This window comes from Stenotrophomonas maltophilia group sp. LNF247 (assembly GCF_054083135.1).
The window spans coordinates 166543-183361 of the sequence record NZ_JBSRQL010000002.1; the positions used below are offsets into that span (position 1 = coordinate 166543).

Sequence of the window (16819 nt, forward strand, 5' to 3'; positions counted from 1 at the left end):
CCATGCTCGGCTGCCTTCGCGGGAACCATCAAGCCGAGCATAGGCTCGGCTCTACAGTAGATCCACGCCATGCGTGGATGGCATTCCCCGCATACCCCAGCGTGTGCACCAGGGCGCACACCACCCGGGGCAGGCTGTTACGGCATCCAGCCCAGCAACTGCTGCAAACGCTGGTGCGGGTCGTCCAACTGCAGCAGCTGCAACCGCTGCTGCTCGCTCAGCGGCAGCAGCTCGGCCAGCCGCCAGCCGACCCAGCTGGCCTGGTCCAGCAGCGCTGGGTTGGCCGGCGCATAGGCCTCGCCGGCCTGTTCGATGATGTGCCCCAGCACCGTGGCCAGCAGCGCATGCTGCGGCCGCAGTTCGTCGTCTGGGTCTTCATCGCACCAGCGCACGTCGGCTACCACCAGCCCGTTGTCACGCACGCGCGTGCGCTCGACATGGAAACGGCGGGTGCCGCGCAGACGCAACTGCAGCACGCCGTCGGCGCCGACATCGAAGTCTTCGATGCGTACCTGCACGCCATACGCGGCCGGCGTTGCCGGGGCTCCCACTTCCTGGCCGTCGAGGATCAGGCAGACACCAAAGCCCTCACCACTGCGGCCGCTGTCGCGCACCAGATCCAGGTAGCGCCGTTCGAACACGCGCAGGCCCACCGCCGCACCTGGCACCAGCGTGGTGTGCAGCGGAAACAGCGGCAGCGAACCGTCGACGCTCATCGGGCCTGCAGCGCGGCAAGGAAGCGGCGCGGTGCGCCGTCGAAGCCACCGTTGGACATGAACACCACGTGGTCACCCCTGCGCGCGCTGGCCTGCAATTGCGCCAGCAGCGCGTCGGTATCGGGCACCGCGTGCGCTTCGCCACGCACTGCGGCGATCACCGCAGCAGCATCCCAGGCCAGTTCCGGGCGATGCAGGAACACCACTTCATCGGCCAGCGCCAGCGAGGGGGCCAGCGCCTGCGCGTGTGCGCCCAGCCGCATCGAATTGCTGCGCGGCTCCATCGCGACCACGATGCGCGCATCGCCCACCTTGGCGCGCAGCCCTTCCAGCGTGGTGGCGATTGCGGTCGGGTGGTGGGCGAAATCGTCATAGACGGTGATGCCCTCGTGGCTGCCGATCACTTCCATGCGGCGCTTGACGCTGCGGAAGCGCGCCAGCGCCGGGATCACCTCGGCCGGCGCAACACCCACCGCATGTGCGGCTGCCAGCGCCGCCAGGCCGTTGAGCACGTTGTGGCGGCCCAGCAACGACCACTGCACATCACCCAGTGCCTGCCCGCGGTGGTGCACGCGGAACGCGCTGCCATCGGCAGCCAGCAGTTCCGCATGCCACTCCAGCGATGGATCGAAGCCGAAGCGCTCAACCGGGGTCCAGCAGCCCATCGCCAGCACTTCGGCCAGATGCTGATCCTCGCCATTGACGATCAGTCGGCCACGCGCCGGCACCGTGCGCACCAGGTGATGGAACTGGCGCTGGATCGCGGCCACGTCCGGGAAGATGTCGGCGTGGTCGTATTCGAGGTTGTTGAGGATGGCCACCAGCGGCCGGTAGTGCACGAACTTGCTGCGCTTGTCGAAGAAGGCGGTGTCGTACTCGTCGGCCTCGACCACGAACTCGCGGCCCTGGCCCAGGCGGGCGGAGACGCCGAAATCCTCGGCGACGCCGCCGATCAGGAAACCGGGAGAACGACCGGCGCTTTCCAGCAGCCAGGTGAGGATGGTGGTGGTGGTGGTCTTGCCATGGGTACCGGCCACGGCCAGCGTGTCGCGGCCCGGCAGCACCTGCTCGGACAGCCACTGCGCACCGGAGATATAGCGCTGGCCGGCGTCGAGCACGGCCTCAACGGCGGCATTGCCGCGCGAGAGTGCGTTGCCGATCACCACCTCGTCGGTGCCCGGTGGCACGCTGTCGGCGCGGTAGCCCTGGTCCAGGGTGATACCCAGCTGCTCGAGCTGGGTGGACATCGGCGGATAGATGGCCTGGTCACTGCCGCTGACCGTATGGCCCAGTTCCCGCGCCAGGGCGGCCACGCCGCCCATGAAGGTGCCGGCAATTGCAAGGATATGTACGCTGCTCATGACCGAGGATTGTGACCGATGACGGCTGTATAGGGCCAATGTCCGCTCTTGGGTAAGACAAGTCCTACACAGGATGTGAGGAAACTCCAATCATCTGTCAGGGAAATCCCGATAGCGATGTTCTGTGAACCCGGACACAATTCGAACTGCCAGCCGCAGTACCCGAACCGGTCCTACTCCCCAAGAGGCCATCCCCAAGGGAGCTCATGCTGCGGGGCCCTGAGCAAGCCCTCTGCTGGCGCCTATCAAACGACACAGGCCTGATCCTCACGGACCAGGCCTGTGTTTTTTTCTGCGCCCGTGCGGCCGGCAGCACGCCGGCCCCGCCGGGTCAGGCGTTGATCGCCGCCAGGATGCGGGCTTCGATCTCGTCCAGCTCACCGACGCCGTCAACCCGGGCCAGGGTGCCGCGGCCAGCGTAGAAGTCCACCACCGGGGCGGTCTGCTCGTTGTAGACCTGCAGGCGCTGGCGCACCGCTTCCGGGTTGTCATCGGCGCGGCCCTGCTCCTTGGCGCGGCCGGCGATGCGGTCCACCAGCAGTTCGGTGGGCACGTCCAGCTGCACCACCGCGTCCAGCGGCTGGCCGATCTTGGCCAGCAGGCCGTCCATCGCATTGGCCTGGGCCACGTTGCGCGGGTAGCCATCGAGGATGAAGCCCTTGGCGACATCGGCCTGGGTCAGGCGCGACTCCAGCATGCCCAGCAGGATGTCGTCCGACACCAGGTTGCCGGCATCCATCACCGTCTTGGCCTGCTTGCCCAGTTCCGTGCCCGCGGCGATTTCCGCGCGCAGCATGTCACCGGTCGAAATGTGGGCGATCCCCAGCTTTTCCTTCAGGCGCGTCGCCTGTGTCCCCTTGCCCGAACCGGGCGGTCCCAACAGAACCAATCGCATTGACCTGACTCCAACGTGTTGAAAACAAAGAAGGTTCGCGTCCCGGACGGGCCGGTATCGCTGCACCGCAATAGCGCCACTTTACCGCATCCGGGTAATGTCCCTGCAATGTCCCCTCCCCCGAGCAGGTAGAAGCATGCGCAACGGTACTCTCCTCTACGCCCAGTCCGGCGGTGTCACCGCGGTCATCAACGCCACGGCGGCGGCGGTGATCGAGCAGGCCCGGGCCAAGGGCATCAAGGTCCTGGCCGCCCGCAACGGCATCCTCGGCGCGCTGCGCGAGGAGCTGATCGACACCAGCAAGGAGAGCGCCGCCGCGATCCGCGCCCTGGCCCATACCCCGGGTGGCGCCTTCGGCTCGTGCCGGGTGAAGCTGAAATCGCTGGACGCCGACCGCGCCCGCTACGACCGGCTGCTTGAGGTGCTGCGCGCGCATGACGTGCGCTGGTTCCTCTACAACGGTGGCAACGACTCGGCCGACACCGCGCTGAAGGTTTCGCAGCTGGCCAAGGCCTCCGGCTACGACCTGACCTGCATCGGCGTGCCCAAGACCATCGACAACGATCTGGCGGTGACCGACACCTGCCCCGGCTTCGGCTCGGCGGCCAAGTACACCGCCGTCTCGGTGCGCGAGGCGGCGCTGGACGTCGCGGCGATGGCCGAGACCTCCACCCGCGTGTTCATCTACGAAGCGATGGGCCGCCACGCCGGCTGGTTGGCCGCGGCCGCCGGCCTGGCTGGCAACGGTGATGACGAAGCGCCGCACATCATCCTGCTGCCCGAGCGCGCCTACGACGAGGCCGCGTTCCTGACCAAGGTGAAGGCCGTGGTCGAGCGGGTCGGCTACTGCGTGGTGGTGGCGTCGGAAGGCATCGCCACCGCCGATGGCCGCTTCGTCGCCGATGCTGGCGGCGGCAAGGACTCGTTCGGTCACTCGCAGCTGGGCGGCGTGGCTGCCCACCTGGCCGCACAGGTCAAGGACCAGCTGGGCCTGAAGGTGCATTGGGCCCTGCCCGACTACCTGCAGCGCTCGGCCCGCCACCTGGCCAGCAAGACCGACTGGGAGCAGGCGCAGGCAGTCGGCAAGGCCGCCGTGCAGCTGGCGTTGAAGGGCCAGAACGGCGTGATGCCGGTGATCGTGCGCAGCAGCGATGCACCGTATCGCTGGAAGATCGAAGCCGCGCCGTTGTCGAAGATCGCCAACCACGAGAAGAAGATGCCGGCCGGTTTCATCCGCCGCGATGGCTTCGGCATCACCGCCAAGGCACGCGCCTACCTGTCGCCGCTGATCAAGGGCGAGGCACCGCTTCCCTATGGCGCCGATGGCCTGCCGAAGTACGTCACCCTGAAGAACGTGGCGGTGAAGCAGAAGCTGCCGGCCTTCGAGGGCTGAAGTGTGCCTGCGTCCTGTGCGGAGCACAGGGCGCATTGCGGCGGCCGGCGAAGCGCCCCACAATCGGGCTCCGGCCCGGGGCAAAGGGGCCGCTGCAAGCCAGATTCGACGCTGCCCGGCCTTCAAGGCCCGGGCCTGTGCTGCCATTCCACAAGGACTGTAACCATGAAGCACCCGATCCTGATCGCCGCGCTGCTGTGCGGTGCCGCCGCACCCGCCTTCGCTGCGACCTGCGAAAGCAACTTCCAGAAGAAGGGCAACCCCTTCGTCGGCACGACCTTCACTTCATCGGTCACCCATCCGGACCTGACCGTGGCCAGTGCCATCGGCCAGATGCGGGTGATCGCCAAGAACGCCAACATGGACGTCCTCAGCGAGGACGTGGAAGGCGGCTCGATGCTGATCGAAGAGCCGGAATCGTTGGCCCACAAGCCGATCCCGATGATCATCAGTGCCACCTCCGAAGGCGGCCAGGGTACCGTCGGCATGGTGGTGAAGGTCAACAAGGGCGCCATTGCCTCGGCCGATGGCGTGCGCGAAGAAATGTGCAAGCTGCTCAACCAGGTCAAGCCGGGCAAGGCTGGCGAACAGGCGGCCAAGGCCACTCCGCAGGCGTCGGTGGTAACGATCGCCGCCGACCGCTTTGGCTTCCAGCTGCGCAACCAGAACAAGGACAACCCGGCCGCGATCGAGCCGCGCTACAAGGGCAAGACCTACGCCATCACCGGTCGCATCACCACCGTGCTGCGCAGTGGCGGCACCTACAACACCAGCTTCGACCTGCCCAGCGATGGCAGCATCGACTTTGAGCGCGTGGCCATTTCCTGCTCGTTCGCAGCCAACCAGGCCGCGTATGCGCTGGCCCTGCGCCCGCGCGAGAAAGTGACGCTGACCGGCGTGGTCGACAGCTATGACCAGGTGGGACGTGTGTTGTGGCTGAAGGACTGCCGCGGCAACTGATTGCTGCAGGCATGGGGAAAATGCCCGGGTGCGCAGGCGCCCGGGCATTTTCCTTTCCACAGCGGTTCACGCCTGGCGCACGAGCATCGCAGGATGATGGACGCCCCGCCTGGAGATCATCATGGCCTTGCGTGTTGTTCGACTGGGAACGCCACGCCAACCCGGCGAGGGGCTGCGTATCGGTACCGTGCGGCGCCCGCCGCGCGGCGTGCCGCGCAGCGAGTTCGCCCGGCAGGACTGGTACGACGTCTGGTTCCCGACCCTGTCACCCAGCGCGGCACTGGTGAAGCAGGCGCACGAGGCGAAAACGGCCGCCGACTGGAACGCGTTCTTCCGCCACTACAAGGCTGAGATGAAGTCCCCGGATGCGGCCCACGCGCTGGACCTGCTGGCTGCGATGTCGCAGCACAGCGACCTCAGCGTGGGGTGCTACTGCGAGGATGAGGCGCACTGCCACCGCAAGGCATTGCGCGAGTTGCTGGTAGCGCGGGGAGCGAAGCTGGCCGGAGAATGATGGCGCGCCGCAGTAGATCCACGCCATGCGTGGATGCGGCATCGGTGCCGACCAACGGTCGGCACCCACCTGTATCAATTACAGGCCTTGCCTTCCATCTGCAGCTGCGCGGCGAACATGGTCACCTGCGGAATCTGGCCGGCCGCGGCCTGCTTCTTGGCCTCTTCCAGATAGATGCGCGACTGGCCTTGACCGTCCAGCTCGACCTTGTTGCTCGACGGCAGTCGCCACACGCGCACCACCGCCTGCTGTGCCGGGCATGCTGCGCTGGGCACGCGGATCACATCATTGAGCTTCCAGCCCTTGTCGGCACTTGGCTGTGCCTTGGTGTAGTCGACGAAGCGCGCGCGCGGCTGGCACTGCTCGCTGGTCCGCACCGGCGCAAAGCGATACGGCTCGGCCGCCTGGCCGGTGAAGGCACCTTCCAGGCGCGCGCAGGCCTCGGGGATCTGGCGCAATGTATGCACCGCACCCACCGCCTGGGGCACGCCCACGGCACGCTGCAGTTCCGGGGTTTCCGCGGCGAATGCCGGCACGGACGGGACCAGGGCGGCAAGCATCAACAGGGACAGGCGCATGTGGGATCTCCTACGGGACTGTGCGCAGGCTTGCAGAGACTGGCTTAACGGGGCGCAAAGGCCTGATGGCTCTCGAATCGTGCCCATGGCCCGGCGGCAGGGCCCGCGCGCATGGCGATGCGTTCCGTCTTGAGGGCGCCCACAGGATCACGAGGTGCGGCTCGTAGAGGCCAGTCGAGCATGGCTCGACTCTACAAGTGGCGGCACGCATACTGCGGGCACCAGGGAATGCTGAACACCGCCATACGTCGGACGACCGCCAAGGTCGGTACGGGTTGGTTCCAGGCTGCAGCCCGTCGTCCCCCTCGTGGTGCCGTTCATCGCCACTGGATGCCTACATCCATTCTGCGGAGGGGTCTAATGCTGGAACGTCACGGGCTTTCATTGGCGCTGGGCTGCGCCATTCTCGCGATCCTGTTCGGAATCGTCTCGGCGCGCTGGATCCTGCGCCAACCCACCGGCAATGAGCGCATGGTCGCGATCGCCACCGCGATCCAGGAAGGTGCGCGTGCCTACCTCAACCGCCAGTACCTGACCATCGGCATCGCCGGCGTGGTGCTGTTCGTGCTGGTCGGGGTGTTCCTCAGCTGGTATACCGCGATTGGATTCGCGGTCGGCGCGGTGCTGTCCGGCGCCGCCGGCTACATCGGCATGAACGTGTCGGTGCGCGCCAACGTGCGCACCGCGGAGGCGGCGCGCCATGGCATCAGTGCGGCGATGGACGTCGCCTTCCGCGGCGGTGCGATCACCGGCATGCTGGTGGTCGGCCTGGGCCTGCTGGGTGTGGCCGGCTATTACGCACTGCTGCTGCGGATGGGCCTGCCGATGGAACAGGCGCTGCACGCGCTGGTCGGTCTGGCGTTCGGTTCGTCGCTGATCTCGATCTTCGCGCGTCTGGGCGGCGGCATCTTCACCAAGGGCGCCGACGTCGGCGCCGATCTGGTCGGCAAGGTGGAAGCCGGCATTCCCGAGGATGACCCGCGCAACCCGGCGGTGATCGCCGACAACGTCGGTGACAACGTCGGCGACTGCGCCGGCATGGCCGCCGACCTGTTCGAGACCTATGCGGTCACCGTCATCGCAACGATGCTGCTGGGCAGCCTGATGCTGGCCGAGGCGGGCGCCAATGCCGTGCTGTATCCGCTGGTGCTGGGCGGTGTGTCGATCATCGCCTCGATCATCGGTGCGCTGTTCGTCAAGGTGAAGCCTGGCGGCTCGATCATGGGCGCGCTGTACAAGGGCGTGATCGTCTCCGGCGTGCTGGCCGCGATCGCGTTCTACCCGATCACCACCGGGCTGATGAGTGACAACGTACATGGACCGATGCCACTGTACGGCTGCGCGTTGATCGGCCTGGTCCTGACCGGGCTGATCGTGTGGATCACCGAGTACTACACCGGCACCCAGTACAAGCCGGTGCAACACGTGGCGCAGGCCTCGACCACCGGGCACGGCACCAACATCATCGCCGGCCTCGGCATCTCGATGAAGTCCACTGCACTGCCGGTGGTGGCGGTGTGTGCTGCGATCTGGGGTGCGTTCGCGCTGGGTGGCCTGTATGGCATCGCCATCGCCGCCACCGCGATGCTGTCGATGGCTGGCATGATCGTCGCGCTCGATGCCTACGGACCGATCACCGACAACGCCGGCGGCATCGCCGAAATGGCCGAGCTGCCCTCGGAGATCCGCGACATCACCGATCCACTGGATGCGGTGGGCAATACCACCAAGGCAGTGACCAAGGGCTATGCGATCGGCTCGGCTGCACTGGCCGCACTGGTGCTGTTCGCCGACTACACCCACAACCTGCAGGCCGCCAACCCCGGCCAGGAATTCCGCTTCGACCTCAGCGACCACACGGTGATCATCGGCCTGCTGATCGGGGGCCTGATTCCCTACCTGTTCGGTGCGATGGCGATGGAAGCGGTCGGCCGCGCGGCGGGGGCAGTGGTGGAAGAGGTGCGGCGCCAGTTCCGCGAGATCCCCGGCATCATGCAGGGCACCGGCAAGCCGCAGTACGACAAGGCGGTGGACATGCTGACCCGCTCGGCGATCCGCGAAATGATCGTGCCCTCGCTGCTGCCGGTGGTGGTGCCGGTGGTGGTCGGCCTGCTGCTGGGGCCGCGCGCACTCGGCGGTCTACTCATCGGCACGATCGTAACCGGCCTGTTCGTGGCCATTTCAATGACCACCGGCGGCGGCGCCTGGGACAACGCCAAGAAGTACATCGAGGATGGCCACTTCGGCGGCAAGGGCAGCGAAGCGCACAAGGCTGCGGTGACCGGCGATACCGTCGGTGACCCGTACAAGGACACCGCTGGCCCGGCGATCAATCCGCTGATCAAGATCATCAACATCGTGGCGCTGCTGCTGGTGCCTCTGTTGTAGATCCACGCCATGCATGAACCCGTAGCGTCGAGCAGGCTCGACGCTACGGCCGCGACCGCCTCATCCATCGGATGACAAGCAGCACCACGACGATCATCCAGCAGGCATGGATCGGCCGGTCCCAGCCATCGAAGAGGCTGAGCGGGCTGCCGATGAAAGCGAGCGAAGCCAGCCACGCACACAGTGCGCCGGGCAGCCACGCGCCACGCCAGATGCAGAAGGCGGCGAACACCAGCAAGGGCCAGGCGAAGATGATCGCCGGCGTGAACGGTGCCAGCGAAAGCACGGCCACGCATGCAGCCAGCAACACGCTGCACCAGGCCAGCACCCGTAACGTCCGTGTCGTCATGCCAACCTCCGCGCGTCCATTGACGGTCGTGCGCGAGCATAACGCCTGCGCGCTGCCTTGAATTCCGGCTCGGGTCAGAGCCCTGTCCTGCGGAAAGGGATCCGACCCCGATGGCGGTCAGCGCCCGCGCAGGAAGAATGACACCGGCACCATCACCTGCACCGGGCCGCCAGGCACCTCGGCCGGCGGCGCGGGGACCGGGCTGGCCCGCTGCACGGTGTCCAGCGTCTCCTGGTCGAGCAACGCGAAGCCGCTGCTGCGGCCCAGCACCACCGCCGAAACCACACCGTCGCGGGCCACGGCAAAGCGCACGTAGACCACGCCCTGCTGGCGCAGCCGCTCGGCCTGGCGTGGATAGCGCCGGTGCTTCTGCAGGTGCGCGAGCAGGCGTCCTTCCCAGGTCGCCTCGGCGCGACTGCGCTCGCCGGCGGTGGTCTGCGGTGCGGTGTAGCGTGCGGCCACATCGGCTGCCACCTGCGGCGGTGCGCTGGTCTGCGCGACATTGGTCTCGGCGGTTTCCGGCGCGGGCATCGGCTCCGGCGTACGCAGCGGTGGCAAATCACCCTGCGGCTGCATCGGCGCCTTCGGTTGCTCACGCAGCACCGGCTTCGGCGCCTGCCGCTGCTGTTGCTGTTGCAGCGGCCCAGTGGCAACCTCGCGCGGCGGCACCGGAGGCGCCTGTGCCATCGGCGCCAGCTCCAGCATCAATGCAGCGGGCGGCGCTGCGGCGGCCACCGCCGGTGCGCGCGCCGCCCACCAGCAGGCCACGCTGACCAGCAACGCATGCACCAGCAGCACGATCGCCAGGCTGGTCGCCCAGCGCCGCAGTCCGCTCATCGCGCGCCCTGCTCCAGTCCAACCAGTGCCACCTTCAGGTAGCCCGCAGCACGCAGCGCATCCAGCGTTGCCATCAGTTCGCCGTAGGGCACGCGGGTATCGGCACGCAGGAACAGGCGTTGCGAGGTGTCACCGTGGGTGGCTACCTGCAGCGCAGCGGCCAGCCCGTCGCGTGCCACCGCCTGCTCGCCCACGCGCAGCGACAGATCGGCCTGCACGGTCACATACACCGGCGCCTGTTCCGGCGGCGTGGCACTGACACTGCTGGCCGGCAGCTGCACCGGTACCGACACGGTGGCCAGCGGTGCCGCCACCATGAAGATGATCAACAGCACCAGCATCACATCGATGAAGGGCGTGACGTTGATCTCGTGCGATTCTTCCGGCGTGTCGTCGCGGTCGGACGCGGTCCTGATCGCCATCGTCGCGCCTCAGTGCACCGCGTGCAGCGGTGCCGCTGCGGCACGCGGCACGGCACGATCAAGATCGCGCGAAACCAGCTGCTGCACGGCCGCCGACAGATCGCCGAGCAGGCCCCGCAGGCCGGCCAACACGCGGCTGAAATGGTTGTAGACCAGTACCGCGGGAATCGCCGCGACCAGGCCGAGTGCGGTCGCCAGCAAGGCCTCGGCGATGCCGGGCGCAACCACCGCCAGGTGGGTGGTGTTGCTGTGGGCGATGCCGATGAAGCTGTTCATGATGCCCCACACCGTGCCGAACAGGCCGACGAAGGGCGCCACCGCGCCGATGCTGGCGAGCACACCGATGCCGCGCCGCTGCACGCGCGCGGTCTCCAGCTCGATACGGTCCAGGCGCGAGGCGATGCGTTCCTTGGTGCCGTCGCGCCCTTCCAGATCCTGCGACAGGCGCAGTTCGGTACGAGCGGCGTCCAGCATGGCGAGTGCGGTGCCCTGCTGCAGACTTGCCTCTCCGCTCTGCGGCGGCAGCTGTGCGGACTGCAGCAACAGCGCGCGCGCCGCGCGCAGCTGCCGGGCCTGACGGGTCAGCTCCCAGCCCTTGGCCAACAGCACGGTCCAGGTGGACAGCGACGCCAGTGCCAGCGCGATCATCACGGCCTTCACCACCACGTCGGCGGCCAGGTACATGCCCCACGGGGTCAATGCGGGGGCGGCCACGGGGGCCAGGTCAGCAGGCAGCATCATCTCGGCTTCCATCAGCATCAGGGGTCGCTGCGCGACTACGGGCCGCGCGCGGATCATTGGCGTCGTCCACTTCCACGACCGGATGGGGCTCCAGCCGGGGGGCCGGTCGGCTCAGCACGTAGCCGGCGCTGACCGCGAAGAACAGGCCCACGCCCAACAGCAGGCGCCAGGACGGATGCGCGCCCCAGCAGAACAGGGCAAAGCCCAGCGCCATGCCGGCACTGGCAAACGCCTTGCCCTTGCGCGATACCGCGCCCTGCTCGCGCCACAACCGCAGCGACGGGCCGTAGCGCGGATGCGCCAACAGGCGCTGCTCGAACTTCGGCGAGCTGCGCGCGAAGCAGCCCACGGCCAGGATCAGGAAGATGGTGGTCGGCATCACCGGCAGCAACGCGCCGATCACCCCGAGCCCGACCATCAGCCAGCCCAGCGCGAACCAGAGCCAGCGCATCAGCGCTGCACCTGTGGGCGCGCGCCGCGCATCAGGCGAATTCCACTTCGACGTGGCCGTGCACGCTGCGGAACGCGGCGTCGGCGGCATCGATCACCTGCTGCTCCTGCTCGACACTCAGCGGTACCGCGTCCAGCGCAGCGGTGAACTCACGCCAGTGGCGCGCCGCGCCATCCGGATGCGCGGCCAGGTGGCGGGCGCCAAAATCACGGTCCAGGCCGAGCCTGGCGGCCATCTTGTACAGAATGGTGCCGCCCAGGTTGGAGCCTTCAGCCACGTACAGCCACCCCAACGCGGCGGGCAGTTCCAGATCGGACGGCAACGCCGCGATGTCAGCCCCCGGCAGGGTCTGCTCCAGGTCCTGCAGGTCGCGCGCGACCTGGGTCAGGCGGCGGCGCTCGCCCAGGTCCGGCAGCAGTGCGTCCAGCGCAGGGTTGGCATACAGCGCATCGATGCTGCGGTGGAAGCGATACTGCACGCGCAGGAAACGGGCGAAATTGCTGCGGTCGGCGAAGATGTCGCCGGCCATGATGCGCTTGTCCAGGGCACCGTGGCTGTCGCGGGTGGCGGACTTGAGCCGCAGGCTGCGGCTTTCTTCAGGGGCGATGTGTGCGTTCATGGGGGATGCCAAGGGGGTCGTCCTGCTGTAGACGTTTGCCACGGGGCTTTCCCCAAGGCTATGTGCGCCGATAATGGCGCATCCCTTCTTACCGCAGGAACCGACGATGATCACCACCGAACCGCGCATGACCAACCTGTTCCTGCAGCTGGGCCTGGACGCCAGCGCCGAGGGCATCGCCCGCTTCATCCGCGAGCACCAGCTGGCCACCGATGTGGAAGTGGTCGAGGCGCCGTACTGGAACGATGCGCAGCGCCAGTTCCTGTCCGAGTCGCTGCAGGCCGATGCGGCATGGACCACCGTGGTGGACGAGCTGAACGAGTCCCTGCACGAAGATGCGGTGAAGGCCGCGACCGGGCTGTAAGTAGACGCCGGGCGTGGCGGGGCGCTGGCGATTGCACGGCGGAAGCGGTGCGGACCAAGGTCCGCACCCACCGAGGGCGGTCCGACCCCACCGCTCATACGCGACCGATCAGTACTTCCAGGTCAGCGCCAGCCGCGCAGTGCGGCCCGGCGCCGGCATCACGCCCAACGCCAGCGGGTCCAGGTAGTAACGATCGGTCAGGTTGTCCACGCCGGCTTCCACCGAGAGCTGGTCGTTGAAGCTCCAGCTGGCGAACAGGTCCACCAGCGTGGTTGGCCGGTACAGCTGCTGGATCGCCGACAGGCCTACGTTCCAGTCCTTGTCCAGCTTGCTGATCGGCCCGGCGTTGTGGACCACGCGGGTGCCGAAGGTCAGGCGCTCCTCGAACAGGCGCGAGCCCAGGGTCAGGTTGACCATGTAGCGCGGCGGGTTCTGGGTATTGGTGTACGAGCCCTCGAAGCCGCCGTCCACGCAGTCGGGCGTGTTGGCCAGTTCATCGTTCTTGCGCTGTGCACCATAGGCGCGGCGCTCTGCGGCGATGTCCGGCGCGCAGGTCTTGGCCTTGAAGTAATAGTGCGCGGAAAGATCGGCAAACACCTTGCCGCTGTCATAGCTGGACTGGAACTCCATGCCCGAGACCTTGAACTGGTCGACGTTGCGGATCAGGCCCGCCGACAGCGTGCGGTAGTCACGGGTGATCAGGTCGTCGATGCGGGTATCGAAGTACGCCAGCTTCAGCGCCAGGCGGTCGCCAGCGGTGAACAGGTCGTAGCGGAGGGTGCTGGCACCGATTTCCCAGCTGCGCGCACGCTCCGGCTTCAGCTCGCCCACCGGCTTGGCGGCGGTGAACAGGCCCAGCGTGGTCTCGAACAGGCTCGGCAGCTTGGTGCCTTCGGCGTACTTCACGTAGACCATGGTGTCTTCGCTGAAGCGGTAGGCCACGCTGGCGGTCGGCGAGAACGCGGTGTCACGGCGGCGGATCGGCTGCGACCACGTCCAGCTGACCGGCACTTCCAGGTCCTGCGCCTTGCCGGCGTCGTAGAAGTTCCAGCCACCGATGTCGGCCACCGTGCCCTTCTTGTACGGTGAGGCCAGCAGCGATTCCTGGGTGAAGTTGCCGTTGGCATCCGGATACCAGTTCAGCAGCGCGATGCGCTTGGCCCGCCACGACGGCAGCGCCGGGTTGCCATTGAGCAGTTCGGTGTAGCGGTACTGGCCCTGCACCTCATAGGCATCGGGCGTGGCCAGGCGGTTGCGGTCGTGCACGTCCACGCGGTTCCAGCGGCCGCCGGCCAGCAGTTCCCAGTGCTCATCGGGCTGCCACTTCAGCGAGGCCACGGCACTGTATTCCTTGCGCTCGGCATTGCGCAGGAAACGGTTGTTGACCAGGTCATCGTGCATGACCGGGCCCGAGCTGCCCGGTGCGATGTCTTCGTCACTGTAGGACAGGCCGTAGTCGAGGGTGAACGCACCGGCGCGGGTATCGAACATCGAGGTGTTGCTGGCATCCAGTCCGAAGCGCTTCTGCCGCAGCGGATTGCGGTAGGCATCCTTGTAGCCGGGGTCGCCGCTGAAGCTGGGCGCGTCGTACCACTCGGTGCGGCGATCGAAGTACCAAGGGGTGATGCCGGTCAGGCTGTTGTACATCACGCTGTCGGTGTCGGTGTATGCGGCATTGACGCGTAGATCGATCAGCTCGCTGTCCGGATTGAAGCGGTAGCGCAGGCTGTAGCTGTCCATGTCGACATGGCCCGGATCCCACTGTGGAATGCGGTCACGATCCACGCGGATGATCTGCGAGGCCATGATCTCGCCAGCAGTGCCTTCATAGCGGCGGTAGCCGGCCTCCAGCGTCTGTGCATCGTCGATGCGCCAGGTGCCCTTGAGCAGCGCCGACTTCGAGCGCGCCGAGGTATTGAAGACCTCGGTGTGCGGCGGGTTCAGCGGCGCCAGCGTGCGACGGGTCTGCGGGAAATCATCGTAGCCGTGCTTGCCGGAGAAATAGTTGCCGTTGTCGCGGTAAGCATGGGCGGCCACCAGATCGAAGCGGTCCCAGTGACCGGCTGCGGCCACGTTGAAGAACTGGCTGCCGGTGGCGCTGCGGTCGGAACGCGGCGCGGCGCTGTAGGACGGCAGGTTGTTGGCGCTGGCGTTGGCCAGGCCGCCACGCATGCGTACGCCGAAGTCGCGCCCCTCGCGCAGCACGTCACCGATCTTCAGCGTCTCCATCTCGACCACGCCACCGATGCCACCGGAGGCGTTGGCCTGCAGGCTCGGGCCCTTGGTGATGGTCAGGCTGGAGATCAGGTCCGGGTCGAGGTAGGTGCGCTGTGACTGGCCGGCATAGCCGCGGTAGGTATCCATGCTGGACTGGCCGCCATCGATGATCACCGGCACGCGGCCCTGGCCCTGGATACCACGGATGTTGACGTCGAACCCATTGCCCACGCGCGGGTCACCGGCGGTGACACCGGCCACGCCCTTGACGATGTCGCCGTTGGAAGTGCCGCGGAAACGTTCCAGGTGCGTGCGGCTGAGCGTGGTGGTGGAGCCCACACTGCGATAGCTGTCGAGCAGGCGCGCCTCGTCGCTGGTCGCGCCACTGTCGACGCGGTCGCCGGCCACGCTGAGCGTGTCGGTGACGATCACACCGCTGTCGGCCTGCACCGGCGTCGCCGCTTCCAGAGTGACTGCATCTGCGCTGACGCGGCGCACCGCCAGGCCACTGCCCTGCAACAGCTGCTGCAGCGCCTCGTTGGCCGGCAGGCTGCCATTGACCGCACGCGAGGTTACGCCCCGGGCCAGGGTGGCCGGATACACGACCTGCACGCCGGACTGGCGCATATAGCTGCGCAGCGCTTCATCCATCGGCTGCGCTGGAATGTCGAAGCGCTGCACGGCAGCGTGGTTGCCGGTGGCGCCCTGTGCCAGCACGGACGGTGCGGCGCTGGCCAGGCCGGCGGCCAGCAGGGCGATGCACAGGCGGGACGGGCGCAGCGCGCGGCCCGGGCGGTGGGAGTCGAACATGGGGAACCTGTCAGGTAATCGGTGCCGCAGGCGCGGCGTCATCCGCAACACAGGCGGACACGGCGACGTACGTGGCGGCGGCGGGTACGTTCGCGGGGTAAGACGGTTGGGCGCGCGGCAACCCCAAGAGCGATTTGCGGTCGCGGCAGGTGCCGACCGGCCGGTGATCGTGGTGGGTGCCGACCGTTGGTCGGCACACTGGGACCTTCATCCACGCATGGCGTGGATCTACTGGTGAATGATGGCGACGCCGAGCGGCAGGCGGGTGACCTGCAGACCTGCTGTTGCGGCCAGTGCATCCAGCGCCTGCTCCGGGCGATCGATGCGCAATGCGGCACTCACTGCGGGTAGTCGCGACAGATCGCCGCGCACGAAGGTCGGGCCGGCGCGATAACGCCCCACCCATTGCACGGCGTCGGCGACGCTGGCCTGCTCCAGCAGCAGCTCGCCTTGCCGCCACGCGCCGACGCTGTCGGCAGCCACATCCCGCAGGCGCGTCACGCCGCTGTGCTCGCCATAGACCGCACGCTGGCCCACCTGCAGATAAGTCCAGCCACCGTCGGCCGGGCTGGCCACGCGCACCCTGCCCTGCCCGACCTGGGTTTCAACCTGGTCATCGCCGCGCGCGACGGTGAACGCGGTCGAGATGTCCTCGATCACGCCGTTGCCCGCACGCACGCTGAAACGTCGCTGCGCATCCGGGCTGACCTCGAACCAGGCACGCCCACGCAGCAGCTCGATCTCGCGTGCATGTGCATTGAAGCGCACGGCAATCGCACTGTCCGCATCCAGCACTGCGCGGCTGCCATCGGGCAATTGCACGTTCTGCGCGACGTGCGTGCTGCGATGGTCGGCCTGCAGCCGCAACCAGGCCTCCGGCCATGCCACCAGCATCGCCAGCGCGGCTGCAGCGGCCATCGCCCAGCGCATTCGATGCGGCCGCGGGCGTTCGGCGGGCTGGACCTGCGGGCGCGGCCCGACACTGCGCCACAGCGCGCGCTCGTGTTCGAAGGCACAGCGGTGCCCGGGTTGTGCCAGCCAGCGCTCGAACTCGCGCATGCGCCCCTCGCCGATGTCACCCGAGGCCAGCCACGCGATCCAGCCCCGGGCCTGTTCGGCCAGGGCATCGTCATTGGCGGCGGGCAGCGTGTTCGGCGGGCTCATCGGCTGGCGGACAGGCGCATTCAAGCGCGGGCGGAGGAAC

At 67.7% G+C, this 16819-nt stretch carries 17 protein-coding genes; 5 read left to right on the top strand and 12 right to left on the bottom strand.

Annotated features, from left to right (window positions below; translation table 11 throughout):
- Positions 1-137 precede the first annotated feature (137 nt).
- The 3 genes from ACTXG9_RS02890 to ACTXG9_RS02900 all read right to left on the bottom strand — a co-directional run bounded on the left by ACTXG9_RS02890 (position 138) and on the right by ACTXG9_RS02900 (position 2972).
- On the bottom strand, positions 138-716 hold the full coding sequence (locus tag ACTXG9_RS02890) for an LON peptidase substrate-binding domain-containing protein (RefSeq protein ID WP_021203629.1): 579 nt from the start codon (positions 714-716) through the stop codon (positions 138-140).
- A complete protein-coding gene (gene mpl, locus ACTXG9_RS02895; protein ID WP_049437195.1) occupies positions 713-2077 on the bottom strand; it encodes a UDP-N-acetylmuramate:L-alanyl-gamma-D-glutamyl-meso-diaminopimelate ligase in 1365 nt (454 codons plus the stop codon). The genes ACTXG9_RS02890 and mpl overlap by 4 nt, the downstream gene beginning before the upstream one ends.
- A 331-nt stretch (positions 2078-2408) precedes the next feature.
- On the bottom strand, positions 2409-2972 hold the full coding sequence (locus ACTXG9_RS02900; protein WP_019662016.1) for an adenylate kinase: 564 nt from the start codon (positions 2970-2972) through the stop codon (positions 2409-2411).
- A gap of 136 nt (positions 2973-3108) precedes the next feature.
- Here ACTXG9_RS02900 and ACTXG9_RS02905 point away from each other — a divergent pair, with 136 nt between their 5' ends.
- The 3 genes from ACTXG9_RS02905 (at position 3109) to ACTXG9_RS02915 (ending at position 5839) form a co-directional block, all read left to right on the top strand.
- Positions 3109-4365: a 6-phosphofructokinase gene (locus ACTXG9_RS02905; RefSeq protein WP_456115446.1), complete on the top strand. Its 1257-nt coding sequence runs from the start codon at positions 3109-3111 to the stop codon at positions 4363-4365.
- Positions 4366-4530: 165 nt separating this feature from the next.
- Positions 4531-5325 (top strand): hypothetical protein, encoded by a 795-nt coding sequence (locus ACTXG9_RS02910; protein WP_019662018.1) that lies wholly within the window; start codon positions 4531-4533, stop codon positions 5323-5325.
- Between the two features lie 121 nt (positions 5326-5446).
- The gene (locus ACTXG9_RS02915) at positions 5447-5839 is read left to right on the top strand and encodes a DUF488 domain-containing protein (protein ID WP_019662019.1); all 393 of its coding nucleotides are present in this window, start codon (positions 5447-5449) and stop codon (positions 5837-5839) included.
- A 74-nt stretch (positions 5840-5913) separates the two neighbouring features.
- On the opposite strand, the gene ACTXG9_RS02920 is transcribed toward ACTXG9_RS02915, so the two are convergent.
- Complete coding sequence (locus tag ACTXG9_RS02920) at positions 5914-6417, bottom strand: hypothetical protein (protein WP_207048894.1); 504 nt, start codon at positions 6415-6417, stop codon at positions 5914-5916.
- Positions 6418-6777: 360 nt separating this feature from the next.
- Between ACTXG9_RS02920 and ACTXG9_RS02925 the strand changes: the two genes are divergently transcribed.
- Positions 6778-8805 (top strand): sodium-translocating pyrophosphatase, encoded by a 2028-nt coding sequence (locus ACTXG9_RS02925; protein ID WP_019662021.1) that lies wholly within the window; start codon positions 6778-6780, stop codon positions 8803-8805.
- A 43-nt stretch (positions 8806-8848) separates the two neighbouring features.
- Here the strand turns inward: ACTXG9_RS02925 and ACTXG9_RS02930 are convergent, their stop codons facing one another.
- The 6 genes from ACTXG9_RS02930 to ACTXG9_RS02955 form a co-directional block, all read right to left on the bottom strand.
- Entirely contained in the window at positions 8849-9154 is a 306-nt protein-coding gene (locus ACTXG9_RS02930) for a hypothetical protein (protein ID WP_111101879.1), read from the bottom strand.
- 117 nt (positions 9155-9271) lie between these two features.
- Positions 9272-9991 (bottom strand): energy transducer TonB, encoded by a 720-nt coding sequence (locus ACTXG9_RS02935; protein WP_207048893.1) that lies wholly within the window; start codon positions 9989-9991, stop codon positions 9272-9274.
- A complete protein-coding gene (exbD, locus tag ACTXG9_RS02940) occupies positions 9988-10413 on the bottom strand; it encodes a TonB system transport protein ExbD (RefSeq protein ID WP_164144704.1) in 426 nt (141 codons plus the stop codon). The genes ACTXG9_RS02935 and exbD overlap by 4 nt, the downstream gene beginning before the upstream one ends.
- A 9-nt stretch (positions 10414-10422) precedes the next feature.
- Positions 10423-11151 (bottom strand): tonB-system energizer ExbB, encoded by a 729-nt coding sequence (gene exbB / locus ACTXG9_RS02945; protein ID WP_456115452.1) that lies wholly within the window; start codon positions 11149-11151, stop codon positions 10423-10425.
- Entirely contained in the window at positions 11138-11605 is a 468-nt protein-coding gene (locus tag ACTXG9_RS02950) for a YbaN family protein (RefSeq protein ID WP_021203620.1), read from the bottom strand. The genes exbB and ACTXG9_RS02950 overlap by 14 nt, the downstream gene beginning before the upstream one ends.
- A 31-nt stretch (positions 11606-11636) precedes the next feature.
- Positions 11637-12224 carry a biliverdin-producing heme oxygenase gene (locus ACTXG9_RS02955; RefSeq protein ID WP_188250314.1) on the bottom strand — a complete coding sequence of 196 codons (588 nt, stop codon included), beginning with the start codon at positions 12222-12224 and terminating at the stop codon, positions 11637-11639.
- Between the two features lie 106 nt (positions 12225-12330).
- Here ACTXG9_RS02955 and ACTXG9_RS02960 point away from each other — a divergent pair, with 106 nt between their 5' ends.
- Positions 12331-12588 (top strand): DUF2789 domain-containing protein, encoded by a 258-nt coding sequence (locus ACTXG9_RS02960; protein ID WP_006390068.1) that lies wholly within the window; start codon positions 12331-12333, stop codon positions 12586-12588.
- A 108-nt stretch (positions 12589-12696) separates the two neighbouring features.
- Here the strand turns inward: ACTXG9_RS02960 and ACTXG9_RS02965 are convergent, their stop codons facing one another.
- On the bottom strand, positions 12697-15615 hold the full coding sequence (locus tag ACTXG9_RS02965) for a TonB-dependent receptor domain-containing protein (RefSeq protein WP_456115447.1): 2919 nt from the start codon (positions 15613-15615) through the stop codon (positions 12697-12699).
- Positions 15616-15843: 228 nt separating this feature from the next.
- On the bottom strand, positions 15844-16779 hold the full coding sequence (locus ACTXG9_RS02970) for a FecR domain-containing protein (RefSeq protein WP_188250316.1): 936 nt from the start codon (positions 16777-16779) through the stop codon (positions 15844-15846).
- Between the last annotated feature and the right edge of the window lie 40 nt (positions 16780-16819).